The sequence below is a fragment of the Coprococcus sp. RTP21204st1_G4_RTP21204_210225 genome (genome assembly GCF_040915385.1).
In the GTDB taxonomy this organism is placed as follows: Bacteria; Bacillota; Clostridia; order Lachnospirales; family Lachnospiraceae; genus Allocoprococcus; species Allocoprococcus comes.
Map to the genome: position 1 here is coordinate 211,815 of NZ_JBCPDP010000001.1, position 20,823 is coordinate 232,637.

The 20,823-nt window shown below is 39.9% G+C and carries 22 protein-coding genes and 1 pseudogene; 2 read left to right on the forward strand and 21 right to left on the reverse strand.

Annotated features, from left to right (window positions below; all coding sequences use genetic code 11):
• Positions 1-151 precede the first annotated feature (151 nt).
• The 5 genes and pseudogenes from garR to AB5213_RS01040 form a co-directional block, all read right to left on the reverse strand.
• Positions 152-250: pseudogene (garR, locus tag AB5213_RS01020) on the reverse strand (2-hydroxy-3-oxopropionate reductase); the annotation flags it as partial.
• A 10-nt stretch (positions 251-260) separates the two neighbouring features.
• Positions 261-755: a DUF3368 domain-containing protein gene (locus AB5213_RS01025; RefSeq protein ID WP_008368705.1), complete on the reverse strand. Its 495-nt coding sequence runs from the start codon at positions 753-755 to the stop codon at positions 261-263.
• The gene (locus AB5213_RS01030; protein ID WP_008368707.1) at positions 752-1,042 is read right to left on the reverse strand and encodes a hypothetical protein; all 291 of its coding nucleotides are present in this window, start codon (positions 1,040-1,042) and stop codon (positions 752-754) included. The genes AB5213_RS01025 and AB5213_RS01030 overlap by 4 nt, the downstream gene beginning before the upstream one ends.
• 293 nt (positions 1,043-1,335) lie before the next feature.
• The gene (locus AB5213_RS01035) at positions 1,336-1,599 is read right to left on the reverse strand and encodes a hypothetical protein (RefSeq protein WP_008368709.1); all 264 of its coding nucleotides are present in this window, start codon (positions 1,597-1,599) and stop codon (positions 1,336-1,338) included.
• Positions 1,596-1,856: a hypothetical protein gene (locus AB5213_RS01040; RefSeq protein ID WP_044998510.1), complete on the reverse strand. Its 261-nt coding sequence runs from the start codon at positions 1,854-1,856 to the stop codon at positions 1,596-1,598. Before AB5213_RS01040 ends, AB5213_RS01035 begins: the two co-directional genes overlap by 4 nt.
• A 127-nt stretch (positions 1,857-1,983) precedes the next feature.
• On the opposite strand from AB5213_RS01040, the gene AB5213_RS01045 reads away from it, so the two are divergent.
• Positions 1,984-2,343, forward strand: a complete 360-nt coding sequence (locus tag AB5213_RS01045) for a helix-turn-helix domain-containing protein (RefSeq protein ID WP_008368713.1) — start codon at positions 1,984-1,986, stop codon at positions 2,341-2,343.
• 231 nt (positions 2,344-2,574) lie between these two features.
• On the opposite strand, the gene AB5213_RS01050 is transcribed toward AB5213_RS01045, so the two are convergent.
• The 15 genes from AB5213_RS01050 to AB5213_RS01120 all read right to left on the reverse strand — a co-directional run bounded on the left by AB5213_RS01050 (position 2,575) and on the right by AB5213_RS01120 (position 18,115).
• A complete protein-coding gene (locus AB5213_RS01050) occupies positions 2,575-3,558 on the reverse strand; it encodes an SseB family protein (protein ID WP_008368715.1) in 984 nt (327 codons plus the stop codon).
• A 66-nt stretch (positions 3,559-3,624) separates the two neighbouring features.
• Positions 3,625-5,220 carry an OmpA family protein gene (locus AB5213_RS01055; RefSeq protein ID WP_368276223.1) on the reverse strand — a complete coding sequence of 532 codons (1,596 nt, stop codon included), beginning with the start codon at positions 5,218-5,220 and terminating at the stop codon, positions 3,625-3,627.
• Positions 5,221-5,276: 56 nt separating this feature from the next.
• The gene (locus AB5213_RS01060; RefSeq protein WP_008368719.1) at positions 5,277-6,062 is read right to left on the reverse strand and encodes a hypothetical protein; all 786 of its coding nucleotides are present in this window, start codon (positions 6,060-6,062) and stop codon (positions 5,277-5,279) included.
• Between the two features lie 61 nt (positions 6,063-6,123).
• Complete coding sequence (locus AB5213_RS01065; protein WP_055155506.1) at positions 6,124-7,473, reverse strand: serine/threonine-protein kinase; 1,350 nt, start codon at positions 7,471-7,473, stop codon at positions 6,124-6,126.
• A 17-nt stretch (positions 7,474-7,490) separates the two neighbouring features.
• Complete coding sequence (locus AB5213_RS01070) at positions 7,491-8,180, reverse strand: PP2C family serine/threonine-protein phosphatase (protein ID WP_172676438.1); 690 nt, start codon at positions 8,178-8,180, stop codon at positions 7,491-7,493.
• Positions 8,181-8,304: 124 nt separating this feature from the next.
• Positions 8,305-8,595, reverse strand: coding sequence for a DUF4176 domain-containing protein (locus AB5213_RS01075; protein ID WP_008368726.1), 291 nt, complete (start codon positions 8,593-8,595; stop codon positions 8,305-8,307).
• A gap of 19 nt (positions 8,596-8,614) precedes the next feature.
• Positions 8,615-9,751: a WXG100 family type VII secretion target gene (locus AB5213_RS01080; RefSeq protein WP_055260365.1), complete on the reverse strand. Its 1,137-nt coding sequence runs from the start codon at positions 9,749-9,751 to the stop codon at positions 8,615-8,617.
• A 16-nt stretch (positions 9,752-9,767) separates the two neighbouring features.
• Positions 9,768-10,205, reverse strand: a complete 438-nt coding sequence (locus AB5213_RS01085) for a hypothetical protein (RefSeq protein ID WP_044998517.1) — start codon at positions 10,203-10,205, stop codon at positions 9,768-9,770.
• Positions 10,206-10,216: 11 nt separating this feature from the next.
• Entirely contained in the window at positions 10,217-10,510 is a 294-nt protein-coding gene (locus tag AB5213_RS01090) for a WXG100 family type VII secretion target (RefSeq protein ID WP_008368735.1), read from the reverse strand.
• Positions 10,511-10,526: 16 nt separating this feature from the next.
• A complete protein-coding gene (locus AB5213_RS01095) occupies positions 10,527-10,847 on the reverse strand; it encodes a hypothetical protein (protein WP_008368736.1) in 321 nt (106 codons plus the stop codon).
• A gap of 4 nt (positions 10,848-10,851) precedes the next feature.
• The gene (locus AB5213_RS01100) at positions 10,852-11,487 is read right to left on the reverse strand and encodes a hypothetical protein (protein ID WP_368276224.1); all 636 of its coding nucleotides are present in this window, start codon (positions 11,485-11,487) and stop codon (positions 10,852-10,854) included.
• A gap of 71 nt (positions 11,488-11,558) precedes the next feature.
• Complete coding sequence (locus AB5213_RS01105) at positions 11,559-11,846, reverse strand: WXG100 family type VII secretion target (RefSeq protein WP_044998562.1); 288 nt, start codon at positions 11,844-11,846, stop codon at positions 11,559-11,561.
• 111 nt (positions 11,847-11,957) lie between these two features.
• Complete coding sequence (locus AB5213_RS01110; protein WP_055155510.1) at positions 11,958-12,215, reverse strand: EsaB/YukD family protein; 258 nt, start codon at positions 12,213-12,215, stop codon at positions 11,958-11,960.
• Between the two features lie 12 nt (positions 12,216-12,227).
• Positions 12,228-16,802 carry a type VII secretion protein EssC gene (gene essC, locus AB5213_RS01115; RefSeq protein WP_270223077.1) on the reverse strand — a complete coding sequence of 1,525 codons (4,575 nt, stop codon included), beginning with the start codon at positions 16,800-16,802 and terminating at the stop codon, positions 12,228-12,230.
• A gap of 47 nt (positions 16,803-16,849) precedes the next feature.
• Positions 16,850-18,115 carry an NBR1-Ig-like domain-containing protein gene (locus tag AB5213_RS01120; protein ID WP_022220064.1) on the reverse strand — a complete coding sequence of 422 codons (1,266 nt, stop codon included), beginning with the start codon at positions 18,113-18,115 and terminating at the stop codon, positions 16,850-16,852.
• A 330-nt stretch (positions 18,116-18,445) separates the two neighbouring features.
• Here AB5213_RS01120 and AB5213_RS01125 point away from each other — a divergent pair, with 330 nt between their 5' ends.
• Complete coding sequence (locus AB5213_RS01125; protein ID WP_022220063.1) at positions 18,446-19,366, forward strand: aldo/keto reductase family oxidoreductase; 921 nt, start codon at positions 18,446-18,448, stop codon at positions 19,364-19,366.
• A 100-nt stretch (positions 19,367-19,466) separates the two neighbouring features.
• Here AB5213_RS01125 and AB5213_RS01130 read toward each other — a convergent pair whose 3' ends face one another.
• Positions 19,467-20,810 carry an MATE family efflux transporter gene (locus tag AB5213_RS01130; protein ID WP_055155513.1) on the reverse strand — a complete coding sequence of 448 codons (1,344 nt, stop codon included), beginning with the start codon at positions 20,808-20,810 and terminating at the stop codon, positions 19,467-19,469.
• Positions 20,811-20,823 lie beyond the last annotated feature (13 nt).

Sequence of the window (20,823 nt, forward strand, 5' to 3'; positions counted from 1 at the left end):
TCTATTGACTTCAACGGAACGTAATACTATCTACTGGTTTTCATTTTCCATTCTTTTCCCACCAAAAAAGCTTCCTGCCACAAACCAAGTAGCAGGAAGTTTCTTTTTCACACCCGTCTGCCTTAAGAGACTGCATGGTTTCCATTAACTATGCAGTCAGCGGAAGTGAAGCATTTACCGCGTGAGATACATTCAGCGCATTATTCAGATCTTTGATATGAAACTCAATACGAAACCCTGATTTGAAGTTGTATTCCATTTTAATCTTTCAATCTGCTTAACAGCATTTGATAATGCCGCTGTCCGATATGTCGTCCTGCACGCTGTAACCCATCAATACATTCTCTTACTTCATCAGCTGTCAATTCCTTTTCTTCATAAGCAGCCATAAGTATTCCAATTGTTCCCATTATACTAAGTCCCATTTGAGCAGATACATTTCTCCCCCTTGCCTCATCCATCAACAAGATATCTGCTTTCAATTCGTCTGTCAAAACAATTGCCTCACTCTCGCCTTGATCAAGTCCAGTTGCTCTTTTTAAGATATTAACGGATTCTGGAACATTTACTCGCTTCACAAAAATGAATTCCTTTTGACAAATTTGATCTGCTTCCACTTGAAAACGCTTATCACTTGTCAATTCATCAAATACTGCCTGTGGAATCAATACTTCTCCAAATAATTCTTTCAGCAAATCCACACGCTTGATTTTAAGAAGCGATATAAGTGGTGTTGTATCTGATACAACAATCATACAGAAACCTCCTTCTCCTTCATCCGCCTGAAAGTATCCAGTTCATCATCCAGTTCATCCATTGTCATATCAAAATAAGAATAACCCAGCTTATCATATAAATCTATCAACTCTGATTTTCTTATACCAAGAATTTCCGCTGCGCGCCCATGCGAAATTGTTTGATTCAAGATATATGGGTACAACAATAACGCATTTCTAGTAAGCTCAGCTTCTGGATTCAACGTCACCAAATATTTTGCCATTCCTGTTGGAACATTAATAGTTACAGATTCCTTTTTTACCATAATGTCACATCCTTTTATACTATCTTATTTACTTCTTTGTTTTCACAAAGTTTCGGGAAAATTTCTCTTCTTTTTTTATATTATAGCCAGTATTTTTCTTCTCTACAACTAAATTTTGAACCTCCACAATTTGATTTTTCTAGCATCCAGAAAACCAGCTGTGTCTTGGGATTCTGGAAAACAGAACCCACAAGTTCATATTTCAAGGTTTAATTTTCTTTATTGATTGCTACGCAAATTACTTTTTTCAAGATATAATATCTGCTCTTCTATCTCTTACTCAAATTTAATAGCTATAATGCATGTGTTTTTACAATGTAAACATATCCTGTCACATCACCATTTCCCATGACTGCTACTGGATTTTTCTTTGTAGCATGCTCAATATAATCTTCACCATAATCATCAATAAATTCTTTTATTATTTCTTCGCTTCTTTCTTTAGCCTTCGCAAAAGAAGAAAAAAGTTCTAATGATAACATCTCAGGATCCTCATCTTCAGGAAACAATATCATATTTACAACACCGTATATTTCACGCATTTTATTCATCATCATTCACACTCCTCGTACTGTTCACATAAACTCAAAACATTTCTAATATTTTCCATATTATCATCCCAATATTTTTCTGCTACTCCTGGTGGCACACCATTAAGCAACTCTAATCGAAATTTGGCTAAATTATAGCCTTCTCTCATACCGTCATAGTATATTTCTTTAATAATATTTCCAAGTTTGTCATCTCCGTAGCACCGCATCGTTTTACTAAATTTCTTACTGTCAATCTGTTTTCCAATCTCTTCTTTTCCCATTCTTCGCCCCCCCAAATATACCATTGGTATATTTTATATTAATCATATACTAATGGTATTGTCAAGTTATTTATGATAAAATATAAATATCATTATTCCAACAATAACAGGAGTATTAGTAAACGTAATGGATATTTTAGATAAAGAACGATTAAAAGAATGTAGACTAAAACTGGGAATAACCAAACAAGAAGCTGCTAAAAGGGTACAAATTTCTCAGCCCGCATATCTGCGATATGAAGCAGGCTCACGTAATCCTTCTATACAAACTATTGCTAAAATGGCTGAAGTTTTTTCAACATCTACAGATTACCTCGTTGGGAAATCTGCTGATCCGACTCCAAATAGAATAGTAGTTGTGCAAAATGAATCCCCTTCTCTGTTTTTTCTCATCGAAACATGCAAAAACCTAAACGCATCTCAATTAACACGACTTACAGATTATGCAAAAGCATTATCAAATGCCGCTCCAGATAGTGAAAAATAGGTTTATAAATATAATGCAAGAAGTATACAAACTGACTTATTTTACAAATACTAATTCAAAATAGTTCTTACTAAATTGAACCATTTCATTCAGTAAGACCTATTTTTTCATATGGGTATTTGTTGTTCTTATTTCAAATATTCCGCAAAAATCACTTCCAAATTTCAGAAGTAAAAAACCTTACCGATCTTCAGTTTTTTACTTCTGAATATCAGTAAGGTTTCTTTGCAACTATCTCGTATACATAGTTTCTTCTTCTTCGTCATCGCCACCAGGATTTATCGTGCCGAGCTGATTCCAGTCCAAAATAACAGAATCAGTAAACGCATTGATGACAAGACCTGTTAATGCATATTGTGATCTCTTTGCCATATCCATCACATCAGAAAAGCGTAACTCTCTTTGAGAAAATTTCTTTCCATATTCTTTCATTTCCGCTCTACTTGTAAACACTGGAAGATAATATCTTTCTCCATTTTTCAGAATATCCAGCTGATTTTTTTCACTAATGTATGGAACCCATACTTTGCTGTTCTTCAAAGTCTCTATCATATCATTTTCTGCAGACCAGCTTTTTTCTTTTTTATAAATGTTCAGTGTTTCCTCCAGACTTTTAGGGCTGTCAGCTGATACAAAATCATTATTTTTTTCCGCCTGCTGCCAGGTGCTTCCATTATTAGCAGTTTCGGATGTGTGAATTTCTGTATATGTGTTGTTCTGTGTTGTTCCGGCTGTACTATTCCCAGTATGGTTTAACTGATTGCTTCCACCTGATATTTCCTGATACTGTTTCCATTTTTTATCAATCCGGATCGCACCGGCTAAAGCAAGTAAAAAGGCTATAGCCCCAATACCTATCGTCCCGCCTAATACAAGTACCAGAACTATATAGACCAATTCTGTTATAGCAAGAATATACGCCATTTTTGTTGTTTTCTTTTTTAGCAGAAGAATTCCCATAACAATATCAAAAATCATAAACAACATATTAAGCTTTACTGCCCATAGCCGGCTCATATCATCATAACTTCCACCAGCCTGAAATACGCTTTCCGCTGTCTTTCCTATCTCTGAACAAATCAATATCCCTGATCCAATAGATACCACACCAGCCCAGGTAAAAAAAGAACGTATCTTTTTAAAATTAGGCAAAGCTGTAAATTCTTCCTTTGTAAGTCCCTTCGGAAGTGTATTAAGATCAATTTTTTCCGCCATTCTTATCTTCTCCTTATGTGTCTGCTCTTATTTCCTATTATATTATTTTATGTTTGATTTTTATCATTACTCTGTCTTCAGGACATATCTGACTTCTACACGTCTTGATGCTGCAGCGTCTTCTTTTCCTTCTCCATCCAGAATCAGATTATTTGCTCCATTACCGACAACCTCGATAGCATTCGTAAGTTCCGGATAACCTGCTTTAATATAATCTGCAACAGTCTTTGCTCTTTCCTGAGAGAGTTTTAAATTGTAAGCCTCGTCTCCTGCTGAATCGGTATAGCCCTCCACTACGATTGTCGATACCTTTCCATCTTCTATCGCACTGGATATTACCGGTACATAGGCTGCAAGGAATTGATCCAGATAAGCCTTTCCCTCTTCTGACAAATCTGCCTTATCCCATGCAAAAAGCACATTATTATCCATCTGTACTGTTCCCGTCGACTCGTCTATCTTCGTAGAATCAAGTCCCTGCTCTTTGAAGGCTCCCATGAGTCCGCTTGAGACTGCTGTCTGGTTTTCTTTTAACTCTCCCAGCTCATCTTCACTCATACTGCTCACATCAGCATCTGTCTCTAAATTATCACTTAATTCACCATTCCAATATGCAGTGGAATCATAAACATAAGGATACCATTTTCCATCAACACAGATGGACAAGCCTCCATCCATTCCTCCATTTGGTCGGTTAGTAATCAGGAAAATCCCTGTGATTTTTCCACCTTCGCCTTCTTCAGATTCTCCAAGATCATAATTGTAACGATAGGTGCTGTCCCAGGTAAGAGTAAACTGATTGCCATCAATCTGTGTTTTTACATTCTCACCTGTTCTTCCATCTGCCCACTCAATATAAGAATCATCACCGTCTTCCGTATTCAAAGACAAATGAACTATCCCATCATATCCGGAACTAGAATTTTTGGCATATCCCCATTCATAAAGTCCTTCATTCTTTTTTTCTGCATAAAGTATATCCGCAGATCTAAGTCTTGTACTTTTTCCGTCCTTAGACAAAATTAAATCCAAACCGTCGAAGCCATAAGAGTATTCAACCCAATCCTTGCGATCTTGTACATGATATCCCAGATTAGTTTCATCCTCATCATCCATAATCAAAGCTTCCAATCCCATATAGAGTTTGTCTCCTACTACTTCGTAGGCAAATGTGAAGAGAGTATTTACCGAATAAGAATATTCTCCATCCTCACTATATTTTTTTCTTTCGACAAAAGAGGCACGAATGTGATCATATTGCCAATATTCATGCAATGCGCCAATCTGCTGGTCTGTCAGACCTTCCTCTTCTTTCAGTTCTTTGTCTGTTTTTCCAGACAGGTCATAAATCAGGAAATCAGTGTCTGCATATATCTGTATCGGAAGAATCTGCACCTCATATTTTTCCGAATCCTCAAGCTGCAGAGTCATATAGCCATAATCATCCGCATGCTCATTCGCATAGGAACCATCTTCATCTTTATAATTTTCTTCATTCCGATAGGTCCCGTAAAGCATATAAGCGTGCGGATCTGATCCTAAATCCACCAGCTCTGCATTTTTAGTTTGCTTACTACCACTACTATTACTACTATTACTACTATTACTGTCACTACTATACTTAATTCCAGCTCCACATGCTGTAAACACCATTGTGGACATCAAAAGGCTAAACAATACACAAAACTTTTTCATACCTTTCTTTTTTCCCCTTCACCTTACTCCGTATATACACTAAAGAACTGATCCGCCTGATCTACTACATTCAGATCTACTCCAATTATATTGACAGCTAACATATACTGTGAATCCTGCTCATTCACCAAAAAGACAGTCACACCATAATACGAAACATCATAGTTCTTAAATGTATATTGTGCCGCATAATGTTTCTCACCCAAAAATGTGATTTCTTCCACATTATTTTGAAATTCAGTAACCTGTGCATCTTCTCCCATCAATTTTTTAGCATCCTCCTCAGTCATCACTGAATTTTCCGCTATATTCTTTTCTTCATCCCATGTAGCTGTTTTATCTAAAACCGCTGCATTTTGAATGTTCAGTTCAATATATGTATTCCCATCCTCTGCCGAAAAAACTACCGCACTTCCCAACGAAATTAAAGATTTTAAATAATCATAAGTGCCTTCTGAATTAGAAGATTCTACAATGTCCGCATCGTTTAGTGCGACATTGTTTCTATTTTCCAATGTATAAGTATCCGGGAGATTAATTGCAAATCCAAAGGAAGGATTTTCATATCCCTGGGATACATAGCGCCCAATCATATCATCACTTATTTTATCCTCTTCATCGGCAGAATCTGCTTCTGATTCATCACTTTTTTCTGCTTCTTTTTTTGCAGATCCCATCAATCCGCTATCTGATTTGGACGATGTATCGTCAGTTGTCATCTTAATTCCACCGCCGCATCCTGTTAATCCAGATAAACACAGACAACCTGCCATAACAAGTGCAAAAATTTTAACCTTTCGATTCCTCATACTCTCTCTTCCTTTCTTTTCCTGTTTCTCTTATGATTGGACAACTTTCCAGCCACTTTAATTAAATATCTTCATTTACAAGAAGTAACAGCCCCGGTATAAGTCCGATCATAGTAGCCGCTATCTTTAATCCGTCGCTGATTGGCTCTCGTCTGTCTATTCTGTTTAGAATTTTCTTTCTGATAGGAATACACCATAACAAAGCAATTCCAAACGTACAGATTCCCATTATAACTGTGCAGATATTTAAAACCTTCTTTATCGTTTTAAGTTCTTGCTCATCCGGATAAGCTCCTTCTAAAACAGCAGGTCCTTCTTCTATATTCCTTTTCTCTTCAGTGACATGTACAGAACTCCACTCATCCTCATCATCTAAATTCTTTCCATTCTCCTTACCATCTTCTGCTGAAATCCATCCTCCCAGCAGCCCGCCTTCATCATCCGGCAGTTTCGGTTTTCCGGGTGGTTCAGGCTTCGGCAGTTCTGGTATACTTCCACCTGATTGTAATACCTCCAACGCCTGGTACATTTCTCTGGCAGAAGAGAATCTGTCTTTTGGTGCATATGCACAAGCTTTCAAAACGATATTCTGTAAATCCCTGCTTCCATATTTAGGTCGTGGCAAAGGATCCCCTTTTTCTCTCCTTGCCTGTGCCAGTTCAATTTCATCATGAGTTGGTAAATGATCCGCATCAATAAACGGACGCTTACGGTTATTCAGCATCCAGTAAAGCACCAGTCCAAGACTGTAAATATCTACCTCTTTTCCGTATTCTTCTCTTTTAATCACTTCCGGCGCCATATAACGCTCTGATCCTACTGTCGTTGCCTGGGTCGTATGATCCATAGTTCTGGCAATTCCGAAATCACCTAATTTATAATCGCCAAATTCCGATACCATAATATTTTCCGGCTTAATATCTCTATGTACGATATTTTTAGAATCACAAAGCATCAGCGCCGAACAGATATCTTTTCCGACTTTTATAACCATTTCCTCAGGAATAATTCCTGCATACTGTTTGATCAATGTAGTCAATGGGGTCAGCAGTTCCATACGGATAAAAACATCCCATCCAATTCCGTCTTTATGCGGTTTTGCTTCAAAATCATCGCAGCTGACAATATTGGTCTGCCCTTTAAATGCCAGCATGATCTGATACTCATCTACGTATCTGTGAAGCATATTTTTATACTTATTTCTTACACTGACAAGATCATATCCATCTGTAAAATCAGCTTCAATGTCTTCTTCATTTTTTGGGAAAGAAATCACCTTTACAGCAGCATCTTCCATGACACCCGCCGAATTCCGCTGTGCCAGATACACACTGCCATAACCGCCTCGTCCCAGCCTTTTTACAATCTTCCATCCCTGCCAGGGCAGAGCTGGATATCTCTCCTCATCCATTTACATCTCCTGTAATTCTATCTGTTTATTTCCAAAACAATTGCTGTAATATTGTCCTTACCGCCTGCATCTAACGCTGCTGTGAGAATTGCATCGACACACTTCGCCGTACTTTGCGTTTGCTGCATCATGGTTTCCAGAAAATCTACCGGCACCATGTCACTCACGCCATCGCTACAGATAAGAAAACGATCTCCCCTTTTCGTCTGCAGGCAATCCATATAGGGAAGTACGCGCACTTCCTCCGGATTCATTCCCATATACTGGGTCAAATAAGGCTTTCGTCCCTGAATACCGTTTTCTTTCATATAGGCTTCGTCTGTCTGATCTTCGGAAATCTGCCGAAGCTTCCCATCTCGCAGGAGAAAACATCTGCTATCCCCCACATTTACAGTCCAAACCTGGTTTCCTGTAAAATAAAGTCCTGCCAAAGTAGATCCCATCATCTCCGCATCCAAACGAAGGGTTTCCTTAAATATCCTGTCATTTACATGCGTACACATTTTTTCCAGATAGCCTTTTTTACCTGCAATATCATCTGCTTCTTCTGCATTCAAGTATTCCTCTGTTGCCTTTGCACCCATATAGGAAGCAATCTCGCCATATTCTCCGCCTCCCATGCCATCAAAAACAGCAAAGAATCTGTCCTTTTTTAGCGGAAAATTTTTCTCTAAAATACTTCCGAGTCCATTGTTACAGCTTGCCATATAGCGTCCCGCAAAGAAAAAATTGTCCTCGTTATTTTTTCTTCGCTTTCCTATATGACAGCTACAGGCAGCGGAGATTCTCATTATGCTCCGATTACGTGCCAAATAAATGTCGCTGATCATACTATGAATCACTTTCTTTCTCAGCATCGTTTTCATCTGTTTCTTCTAATGCAGTTCGAAAAACCTGCATTTCTGCATCTACAAAACCTACGAAAGATACATTTTCGATATCCTCCTGCATAAAGAGAAACATGGTTTCCGAATCGATATAACCCTCCGGATAGGGAATTGCGATATAATCGTAGGTTTTTTCATCTCCCTCCATTTCAACCTCAATGCCAATTGTCATTAACTTCTTTGTTGCACCTTTTAAGGTTACAACGCTTCCATTTGGTAGTAATTGCTTTGCCATTTTATTTTCCTTTCTCGTCCTAACCAACGGCCAGATCTGCTATAGTATTGCCAAGTTTTCCTGCTGACTTTATAGATTTAATCGTACCTGTGACGACGTCATATCCAAAATTAGCTACAGAGTTGGGGTCTATATGAAGTATAGTCTTAATAATTCCATCTTTGCTGAGATATTTAAGATCATTGTCGATAACGTCATCCATGTGAATTTCTCCCCATACCTTTGACGTTTCTGCGGTGCCGCTTGTTATAGTTTGAAGCTTACCAAAAGATTTTCCAAGTTTATCTACACCATTTAAGAAAGAAACAACGTCCAATCCTGTGTAAGCCCAACTGCCCATTTTTTCTCCCAGCTTCTCATCTCCAAAGAGGATTTCTCCTGTCTCTCCACCTTTTTTTACAAGAAAATCCTTTAATGCATTTGTATTACCAACCTTGTTATAGTCACCGGTATAGGTGTATGTTGCATCCATCATGCCATTATAAATATCATTGCAGGCACTTAAAGTAATACAAGCAGCTACAGGAAGTGCTGCACCACCGGAGCCTGCTACCAGAGCTACCGCACCGGCAATTTTGACAACACCTGCACCAACTTTTACAGCAGATTTTCCATATTGAAGTGCCTTATAAACAAATCCTTTTTCATCATAGGATTTTTTTATTTTTGCAACAGTCTTCTTTCCTTTTTTTACAATTGCTTTCGACACTCCTGCCATATCTGCTTTCAAAGAATCCAAAAAACCGTCTTTTTTCTTTTTACTTTTTGCTTTTACTTTTTTAGATTTCTTTTCCCATTTCCTGTAATCCTCTATGACATCAGTCATCCCCTGTACCTGTCCGGAAATAATCCCCTCACCAGCTTCTCCTCCGAACACCTTAAAAAGAGACTGGTCTACCGACTGCATGGTTGTAGCACTGTTTTTCGCTGCTGCCGCCCCACTGGCAAGAAGCTCTGTAATACTTGCAAAGCTTTGCTGGGCGCTGCTTATTTTCCCTGCAAAATTATGTGCTAACAGTTCACTCCAATTATTGTTGGTGTCATTCAGAGTACCCGTAACCTTCGAAAACAGGGATTCATATTCTGCTGTCAGGCTCTGCATTTCACCAGCCTGCGCCAACAGGGTTTCTGGATCTAATATAATTCTGGATGCCATTCTTCTCCTCCTGTCCCTACAATTTCATACTTGCCAGATCGATCACAGAAGAAAGATTGATATCTCCTGCTCCGATTGATTTATTAATTGGCATTACACCCTCCGGGATATTGCTTGTCGTAGTCCCACTTCCGATCGGCTGGATCGTAAGCATGGAGGCAATGATGCTCTCTACGCTGGTAAACATTTCTGATATATTTTTCTCATCTGTCGTAAAATTCTCTGCAACCACCTTCATGACATTTGCAAAATTTCCGGATTTTTCACTGATTTTCAAAATCTCCTGGGCATTTGAACGGGTATAGTCATTGATAGCATCCCTCTCTTTGCAATTCCAGTTGTTATGTTCCGTGATGGATGTCAAAATTCTTGCTGCCTCTTCCACTTCTCCATAAGCATTTGCAATCGTCTGGGCGATTCCCGTAATTGTCTGTGGATTCACATCTATAATCATCTTCTCATCTCCTAGCATCCCCTGATAGAGTACGAACTTTCCTGATCTCTTGACACAAATTTTGTTCTGGTAGATTCCATATAGGATATAAATTCCTGTAAAAGCTCTTTCATCTGCCCTGCTTTTTGAATTCTCTCTGTCATAATATTAATATAAGCCGTGCTTGCCTCTCCCTCCCAGGAAGAAGCAATCTGTGTCATAAGCGTCTGTGTCCGTGCATTCAAAGAATCCAGTTCATTTATATAGGCTCGCATAGATGAAATATTGTTCTGCAATCCATCTGCGTCAATTCTAATATTAGCCATGTTGGATACCTCCACTTTAATTCATGTTTTGCGCTGCTGCCATAATCTCCTTGAGCATTTCATCCTTCGCCTTATAAACAGCAAGCACATGGCGAATATAATTTGTTGTTTCCTCCAAATTACTATCAAGCCTTTGAATCTGGTTAATCAGTTCCTGGGATTTATCATAAATAGCCTGGGCTGTCTCACCTTTTGAATTTGCCCCTTCTGTCTGAGCTGCTCTCAGACTCTGCAATGCATTTTGCAGGATAGACTGTGCCCGCTCGATTTTCCTGATATCCTCTCCGGCAGCGACATCATCAATTGTTATTTTTCCATTTTCATCTTTGTATGCCATTTTCTCAGTCTCCCATCAGAATCTTTTTTGCCTGCTCACAAACGACATTCTTTTCAACCAGGCGAAGTATCGTTTCTTCTTTTTGTTCCGGAGCTATCTCATAGAAAGAACCACCTTTTTCTGCATAGAAATAGAGACAGGTATCCTTTCCGATATGAGTACCTTTCAGAATGATGCTCCTTTCTGCCTGGTCAATCGCAATGTATGCTTCTCTTTCCTCTGTATGCACATCTTCCTCCAAAAGAGAATACAGCATCTTTTCTATTCCTTCTTTTTCCTGCGCCCTGACACAGTACTCCTGCGCACGGCACTCTACAGATGTAATTCTATTCTCCATATGATGAAATTTATAATGTACAGATGCTCCTGACTCTTCCCGTAAAATCAGCTCAGATTCATACATCCCCTGATAAACCAGCTGCAGCATTTCTGTACATGCCGGCTCTACTTCCAGATTGCCTAAGAAATCCTCCTCGGCATATCCCTTCCTTTCAAGACCATCCAGAATTTCCTGTGCTTTTATTTTCCCCCGCTTTCCAATATCCTGCATAGCGGCAATATAATCATAATCCAGATATTTTCCGCCACTTACTTTTCCGATATAATAGATTTCTTCCGGAGATAGTATTAGTTCTTTCATTCTTTTCATCACTCATTTCTGTCTCAGCACATCTTTGTGCGAGGACGTATCCCCGCACAAATTGCCTTTTCTTACTGTCCCATAGATGCAGCAAGTCCCCCGTCAGTTTCTTCCATAGTATTGGCAGCTGTATCCAGCTTCTGTGCAAAGCTTTCCAGAAGTTCTCCAAAAGATGTAAACTGGGCATTGTAGCTTTCGAAATTTGATACAAAAGCTGTTGCAGCCTCACCTTCGAATACGCCACTCATGCTGTTTACAATTGTGCGCATGCTGCTGATACACTGTTCAAAATTAGCCTTTTCAGTGCGGATATTTGTTGCGTTACTTCTCATTTCCTCTGGAGTTACAATAATTTTCATTTGATTTCCACCTTTCCTTAATACATCATTTCTGACTTTTTTATCTTTAAAAACATACATCGTTTTTAAGATCGTTTTATTTCGTAATCTCTTTATTTTAGATACATTCTTCTATCTATATCCCTGTATTTCCAGGATATCTCCGTTCCATACACACTCTTCCGACAAGGAATTCTCTGCGTTTAATCTTCTTCCATTCCTCTGATCCACAAGACTGACCTGTTCCGGGTCAAACGATGCCAAAGGATCCAGTCCTTCCAGAGAATCTGAAATATCCTGCATCAAGTCTTTGATCTTCTGATTTACAGGAAGTTCCAAATCATATTCTTTTTTTTGCTTTATTCTTATTGTGACTATGATTCGATTCATCTTCCCATCCTCCTAGCTATCTATGCACTTGATCTTCTTGCTGCCATTGCCTGCAAAAAAGATTCCAAAGCCTTTTTCCAGCTCTGCATTTCTTTGGCTTTGCGTAAAATTATTCTTATAAAAGCCTTCATAATGCACTGCCGTATCTGACAAAGCAAGAGCAACACCGGAAGATTTGAGGTCCACACCAAGCTGATCCTGCGTATAAAAATTGAAAAGATCACCCTGACGGATTCCACAGAGGACCAGCACGCCATAACCTTTTGTCTTTGTCATAATCCTGTGTAACTGCAGCTGTATATCATCCGGTAACTTGCTGCATTCTTTTATGTCATCGATAAGCAGGATCATCCAAGGTTCTTCCGTGATTTCGACCGCAGCTTCTTTTCTTTTTCGCATGCGATCTGTCAGTTCTTTGAAGATCTGGGAAAATAAATCCTGTACTTTCTCAGTTTCTGAAAGCTGCGCATAAGCAGTTCCCTTCTCCTGCAAGTCCGCCAGAGATTTTCTTTCTGAGTCCAGGCAATATAAAAGTGTATTTCCATTCACTTCCAGTACCATCTTTCCTATTCTGCGAAGCATTGCGCTCTTTCCACATCCAACTCTTCCGGTAACTGCCATTGCCGTCGTTTCTCCGGGCATTACATGAACCGCTTCTATGCTTTCTGCATCCAGTCCAACGGCAATTCCCTGCTCGTTGTTGCTGAGATCTGCCATACTTTTCACAGAAATGCTTTCCGGAAGAACCGGTATTCTCAAAGCAGGTTTTCCTTTCCAAGCTCTTGTCATGCCCTCTGCTTCTGCTTTCAAAGCCATTTCACGCTCTTTATCATTTTCTCCAGGTTCATACATTGCCTTCTGGAAATTGATCAGTTCCTGATTTACTTTAATCAGAGCATTACCTACTCTGTCCGGCAATCTTGCTTCTCTCACCTGTCCTATTAAAGTGCTGTATTCACTTCGGTCAGACTGCATGAAAGAAATAGCCCCGGAAACATTTGCCGTCAGCTTATAAGGCACGCCTGTATTGTTCACACCTGTATAAACAAAATAGATTCCTTTTGATGGACCCTCGCTAAAAAGACGGACAAATATGTCTTTATAATCCTGGTTCGATTCCAGAATACCACTGAAGCGATCAATCAAAACAAAAACAGCCGGCATCTCTTCACTAACCAGTTCCCGGTAAGCTTTCAGAGAATCCACTCTCTCCTGATTGAAGATTTTTCTTCTCTCATTCAGGAAACTGATCAGCATATTTATAAGCTTACCCAGCTTCTCTTCCTGTCCGGATCCCACAACGCCTCCCACCTGCGGGAAGGCCTCCATACCTGCCATATCCGCAATGATATAAAGATGCATATCCCGCGGAGAATACATACGGCATAAAGATGTTGCAATCGTCCGGAGCAATGATGTCTTTCCTGTCTGCGAGCTTCCAAAGACACCGAAATTGCCTTCCTTCAGGAAATCCATATACTGTATTCCCTGCACCTGAAGCTCCGGTCTGTCAAAAATACCTATCGGCACTGATAACCAAGGAGCATCTGTCATCTCCCATTTTTCTCCGTCAAAGCCACCCTCAACCGGCAGTTTCTTCCAACTAAAGAGATCTGGAAGTTCTGTTTTCCACGGCGATGGCTGCTTCTCTATACCTGCCGCTTCTGCTGTTCTTGCTATATAAGCTATCACTGCCTCAATTTCTTTCTTATCCGAAACAAATCGGGTGTGGTTTTCTTCTACTGTTTTGATACGCGATCCATCTACTTCTACATAGCGCACTTCCAAAGCACCCTGCTCTTTATTTTCCTGATAAGGAGCTCCGGACCAGGCGGATTGGATCAACGCGAAAATTTCTGCCTTTTCGGAGGTTCCGACTCTTACATAAGCTCTTCCTGCCTGTGTAATCATCGCCGCATCCGGTTCATGAATCATCACCTTGCTGGCGGCAGCATTTTGCACCTTCATACAAATCTGATATTGGGTATTATTCCAGGTTCCCTCATCTACTGCATCTGCCGGACTTTGGGTAGCCAGAATCAGATGTACGCCCAGAGAACTTCCTTTTGCAGCTATGGAGTCAACCATTTTTTTGACAACCGGTCTTTCCTTGATCAGCTCTTTAAATTCATCAAATACGATCAGAAGTCTTGGCACCGCTTCTTTAAACTCACCCTTGTGATATCCTTTTATGTACTCCTTGATATCCTTTGCACCTACCGAAGCAAAAATGGCTTCTCTTCGCCTCAGCTCATGCTCCAGCGATTGAAAACATCTGTCAATCCCACTGCCAACATCCGTAATAATTCCACAGACATGTGGAAGCTTTTCAAGCGATGTTGCCGTACTTCCGCCTTTATAATCAATCACTACAAATGAAACATCCTCCGGATGATAATTACATGCAATAGATAAAAGCCATGAAATAAGCAGTTCACTCTTTCCCGATCCTGTCATACCTGCGACAAGGCCATGAGAACAGTGTCTGTGAAGAGATAATGAAAACAGCTTGCCGCCTTCACCTTCCCCTAACGGCGCAGTGATATTCACAGCGCTATCATTCTTTTTCCATCTTTCCAGCACGTTCAGGTCGCGTACCTTGTTTGTATCCATACATTGCAGGAAGGTAAGCGAAACCGGAATCTGTCCCTTGACAGCATCTTCAACCTCGATAGCCGACATCTGTCTGCAAAACGCATCAAACTTTCTCTGTGGAATCGGCTGATCCATGGTAAACCACATTTTCTCATCTGCTCTGTATTTATAAAAAGCGGTGGCCGTTCTGTCATCATACGGATCATCCACATTTACAATATACTGGCAGAAATTCGGCAGATAATACTGTTCATCATATAAAAAGATTGTTGATATCCCCATAGCAGGATCATTTTCGGAAAGCATTGATAAAAAGCACTCCGTTTTTTTTCTGGAAGCGAAAAGAAAAATATAATGCGGAATCGGACTCGTCCCATTTTTCCACTTCGCCTGAAAATCCGGATCCTTTCGTTCCGCAATGATACTGTTTACTTTCTCACGGAATTTAGCATAAGAATCTACATATCCTTTTTCACTATTCAGCGAAAGACTTGCAAGAGATTCTTCTGTAAGCGGATCAAAATTCAAATATCTGGTCTGCAATTCATCGTCCCAGATATGAGGAAGCCAGCGCAAAGATTTCCATTCTTCCTCTTCTTCCGGATCAAAAACGCCTACAATACGAACATCTCTGAAAAAATGCAATGTAGAAAGCGAAACCAGTATATTCTTTAATAAGTCTGTCACCTTGCCCCTGTTTCCGATCACACCAACAGAACTATACTTTAAAAGATCCAGTCTGGCAGGGACATCATCTACCAAATGAGTCTCCTGTATAATACGGTCTGTCAGCTCCTCCAGTTCATCCCTTTCCATATGGAAATCGTTGACATCTGTAGGCGGCTTTACATCTACACAAAGAGGGGCATACCCAGCGCCCATTCTGACCTGCAGAAAATCAGAGTCTGTCGCTGTTCTCTCCCATAAAGAAGTCGACATCTTATTCAGAATTGTTTCGCATATTTCCGGCGAAGGATTCTCCTGGTTTATGATTTCCTTTTGTTTTTTTCCGATAGCATGAATATGCGCTTTTTCTCCTGCAATATAGTCCGCATATTTCTGGAAACGTTCTTCCTCTTCGACCATAAGCATCTTACGTGCTTTTTTATTGCTATTTCCAATCAGGCTTCCAACAGGGGAAATCATCATTGCTGCACGCATAGCAAGCATAGCAGGAGAAAAACTCGACATTGCAAACGAAGCTCCCGCCATGGCACCACTACTTAAAAGTGGCAAAAAGTTGGCTTTCCTGATAGAAAATCTTTGTGGTTTATTAGGTAAATGCGACAATCTCACCTCATCCACAGGCAAGGATTCTCTGATTCTCGGCGAACGATGGTATACCGGATACCCTTTCTGCATAGAAACAATATTCGTCGCCATCCCCGGATGATTTATCTCTTTCTGATATTTGAGTTCCGGTGTTTCATGAAGATTATAAAAATATAAAGTGTTCTCTTTGCAAATAATACGCAAATCACAAATATCAATTTCATCACCGGATTTCAGCATTGCCTTTTTAAGGGGACTTCCATTCAGATAAGTGCCATATTTACTTCCTAAATCCTCTATTCGTATTTTTCCTCTTTCAGATGTAATGAGCAGGTGATTTCTGCTCACATAAGAATCATTTAACACAATATCATTTTTTTTAGATCTTCCGATATGAATCTGACACTCATAAGGAATAGGATATGATTCTGAATATTCTCCAGTATCCCTGGTAAACCTTACTTCTATTTTCGGAAATTCACAAATATTAACTAACTTAGCTTCTTCTTTCATTTCCTTTACTGACAAAGGGATTTTTTTTGCATTCAACTTCAGGATTTGTTTTTTTGCATGAAAACAGATCCCAAGTTGCCCGTCTACGCCAAGCTCTGACATCGGAAATGCATCTTTTTCACCAGATCCAATGGTATATTTTGTTCCTTCTTCAATATTCACCCGATATAAATGCTTTTCAGTGAAAATTGTAACTACATAACTCATACTGTTCCTCTGATTCCTTCCTCTAAACAAATGGTTTCCGACATCTTTTATATCAGATTCAACAGAACCTCCAGCCTCCTGTTTTTTGCAAACGCCGGTGTTCCGTCTTTCTTCATAATTTGCCAGACCATGGTATAGATACCTTCTATCGGTGGCGTTGCGAATTCCACTTTGACAGAGATTTTTTCCCCCGGCATAACATGCGCTTTAAGTGGTACGCATAATTCCTTTTTCACGTAAGAAAAGTTATCTCCGTTGATACACTCCAAATAATACTCATTCCAAATAGTCATTCCTGTATTTTGAATAATCCAGGTGTGAGAATACAAATTCCCTGCAATAATCGGGGCAGAAAGTCGAGGTATTTCTTCTATTACATTATAATTTTCACCCCGGATTGCTTTATCCTCTTCAAAATCCATTACCATGAAATGCAATCCTATTCCCAATTTATCCGGGAAAACAATCTTTCCTTTGCTATCCTTCATTTTCCAGTTCATGACATAAGTTCCCGGTTTGTCCGGTGCATAAAATGATACACTTGGAGACACTTTATCTCCCGGGTAAACAAATTTCGGAATCCGAAGAATTCTGTTTTTTTCATCTAATTCCATCATAGACTGATTACATTCATAATATCGATTCTCCCATAGAGTATCCCCTACATTTTTGATTACCCATGTATGATTTATTTTTTCTCCCGGCGATACAATGCTCATATCCGGTGGATATTCATATTGAAATAATGCAGCATCTTTTATTGCTACACCATTACTCTCCTCTTCTCCCTTAAGTTGCGCACTCTGTTCTTGATTATACAAATACTGTACGTAAATCTGATTAATTTCTTCCGGTAAAATAGCCAGTAGAACATAAAACGTCAGTACATTCCCCCATTTTGTTTTCAACTGATTTGTCTCGTCATCAAACAAATATGATCTAAGCTTCCTCGAAATCTCGATTCCTTCTTTCTCTACAATCCGTAAAAAGCTTTCATTCATAACCTTTTCGGAAATCTGACCACTCAAAAGCTCATTCGCTTTTCCTTCTATCCTCGAGATAGTCCATGGTTGTTCAAATAAAAATGTGCGTAATGATGCAATATATCGGGTTTCTCCTTTACAATTCGAAAAAAATCTGCTTCTTCGTGCTTTATCATTCCAGATTTTAAAATTGATCCATCGTATTTCCATTGGAAGAAGTTCTTCAAAAAAATCTTTTTTCGAACGGTATTTTGGGGGAACATTCCACACAGATGGATTTTCTTTACATTTGCCCGGATAAAAAATCTCATAAACTTCTTTTAAATTCATTCCGGCTGTCCCTCCTTTATTCAAGCATCATTATTTTTCAACAAATATGTTGAATATGCATATTTATTTTAACATTATAAGGTTGTATTTACATTGATTTTTGGGTTGTAAATTTTTCCAAAAAAATTCCTACAAACTGCTTAACTTCACAGTTCGTAGGAATTTCGTCTTTTATCTTTTTTTCATTGACTCTCGAGTGCGCTTCTATGATATGATGATACTATGGTCAAAAGTATAACAATTATTATTTCTTTACTTCCGGACTTCTTCCATACTTGCTTTACGGAAAAATTCCGCGAATATCAAATCATTACAAAGGAGATTTTTATCATGAGAGAAACTATTTTGGGCAATCATCTGCAAAAAATTCCTTCCATTGCAGTCGGATGCATGCGACTTTCTGAAAAATCGAAGGAGGAAATGAACCATTTCATTCACTCTGCATTGGAACAGGGCGCATATTTCTTCGATCATGCGGATATCTATGGCGGCGGTATGAGCGAGACTGTGTTCGGCGAAGCCTTTGCCGGCGATCCATCCCTGAAACGGGAAGATATTTACCTGCAGTCAAAATGCGGCATCCGGCAAGGTTGTTATGATCTCTCAAAAGAGCACATTTTGAAATCCGTCGATGGTATTTTAAAACGGCTTCAGACAGATTATCTCGATCTTCTGCTGCTTCACCGTCCGGATGCACTCGTAGAACCGGAAGAGGTTGCTGCCGCATTTGATGTTCTGTTTGAGAGCGGAAAGGTCCGCCATTTTGGTGTTTCAAACCACAAACCGATGCAGATTGCACTACTGCAGAAGTATGTCTGCCAACCGCTCGTTGTCAACCAGGTTCAATTCAGCATTCCGGTTTCCAATCTTGTTGCAAATGGCATGGAAGTCAATATGGAAACCCCCGGTTCAATTGACCACGACGGAAGTCTGCTCGACTACTGCCGCCTCCATGATATCACCCTCCAGGCCTGGTCACCATTTCAGATGCCGGCATGGAAAGGATGCTTTCTCGGAAGTGACGAATACCCGGAACTGAATCAAAAGCTTCATGTACTGGCTGAAAAATATAATGTCAGCGACACTACCATTGCGGCTGCGTGGATTTTACGTCACCCGGCAAATATGCAAATCATTACCGGAACTGCAAGCGAAAGCCGCCTGAAAGAAATTATCGCAGCATGTGAGATAACACTGACTCGCGAAGAATGGTATGAGCTGTACCTGGCTGCAGGTCATCCGCTTCCATAAGGATTTTCGGCATTATATTTCTGATTTCATATTCTTGCTGACTTATGCTATTACCCGCACCGTTGGTGCGGGTAATTCTATTTCCGGAATAAACAGACAGTTAGCAAACTGAAGCTGCTTTATCAGTTGGCCACGATTTTCTAAGTGCCACATAGGAAATCGCAAAATTGGCAAACCAGCCAGCCGGTACAGCAAGCCAGACAAATTCGATACCAAAACGAGGTGCAAAAATCAAAGCAACTGTCAGGCGGATTGCAAGGTTTACCATATTGGCGACGAGAAACGGGCGCATAACACCAAGTCCACGGAGTACTCCATCTGTTGCCATCTTGATACCCATAAAAATGAAAAAGTAACCAAGCCATCTCATATAATCCCCGGACACCTGATATGCCAGGGCAGTTCCGTCTTTCCCCAGGAATAACGAGGAAATCTGGGTATGCAGCGTTTCAATGACTATAAAAGCAAGAACTGCAAAACATAAATCCAACACCAGTGCCGCATGATATCCTTTTTTGATACGTTCCATTTTCTTTGCGCCAAAATTCTGGGAAACATACGGTGAAACTGCATTTCCAATGGATACAAAAATCAGTGAAAAAACGTTCTCTACCCGCATCGTTGCCGAATAACCGGCAAGTGCCTGTGTACCGAATGGATTTACAACTGCCTGTACGATCATCATGCCAATTGACACTGTAGACTGCTGAAGAACAGATGGCACAGCGATCCGAAGCATGGAATGCAATTCCTTCCCATCAAACCAGTCAAAATGACTTTTATATCGACGCATCCGGCTAAAGAAAATCAAAAGTGAAAACACTGCCGAAATCCCCTGCGCAATGAGGGTTGCAAGAGCTGCACCAAATACCCCCAAACCAAGTCCGGCCACCATCCAGAGATCCATAAAAATATTCAAAATAGAAGAAAATATCAACAGTCCCAATGGAATCTTTGATTCACCGATCGAGGTAAACATCGTTGAAAGGATGTTATACATAAACAGAAACGGAAATCCCACAAAATAAACACGAAGGTACAGTACTGCTTCATCCAGTATATCAGCAGGTGTCTGTAATAAACTCATCATCGAATGGGAAAAACAAAAGCCAAATATACCCAGAAGTACGCTTAGAATCAGGAAGCTGATCAATGATGTTGACACGATTGTTTTCATTTTACTATAATCTCTGGCTCCAAAATAGCGGCTCACGAGCACTCCTGCACCTACACCGGCACCCAATGCTATACAAATGAAGACATTCGTAAGTGCAGCGCAGGCACCGACTGCCGCCAGTGCAGACGAACCAACAAACTGACCTACGATAATAGAATCAGCCATATTATATACTTGTTGAAAAAAGCTGCCTAAAATCATAGGCATTGCAAAAACAGTTAATGCTTTAAGAGGCGCATCTGTAATTAAATATTCATCTTTTGACATTCTCCAGTTTCTC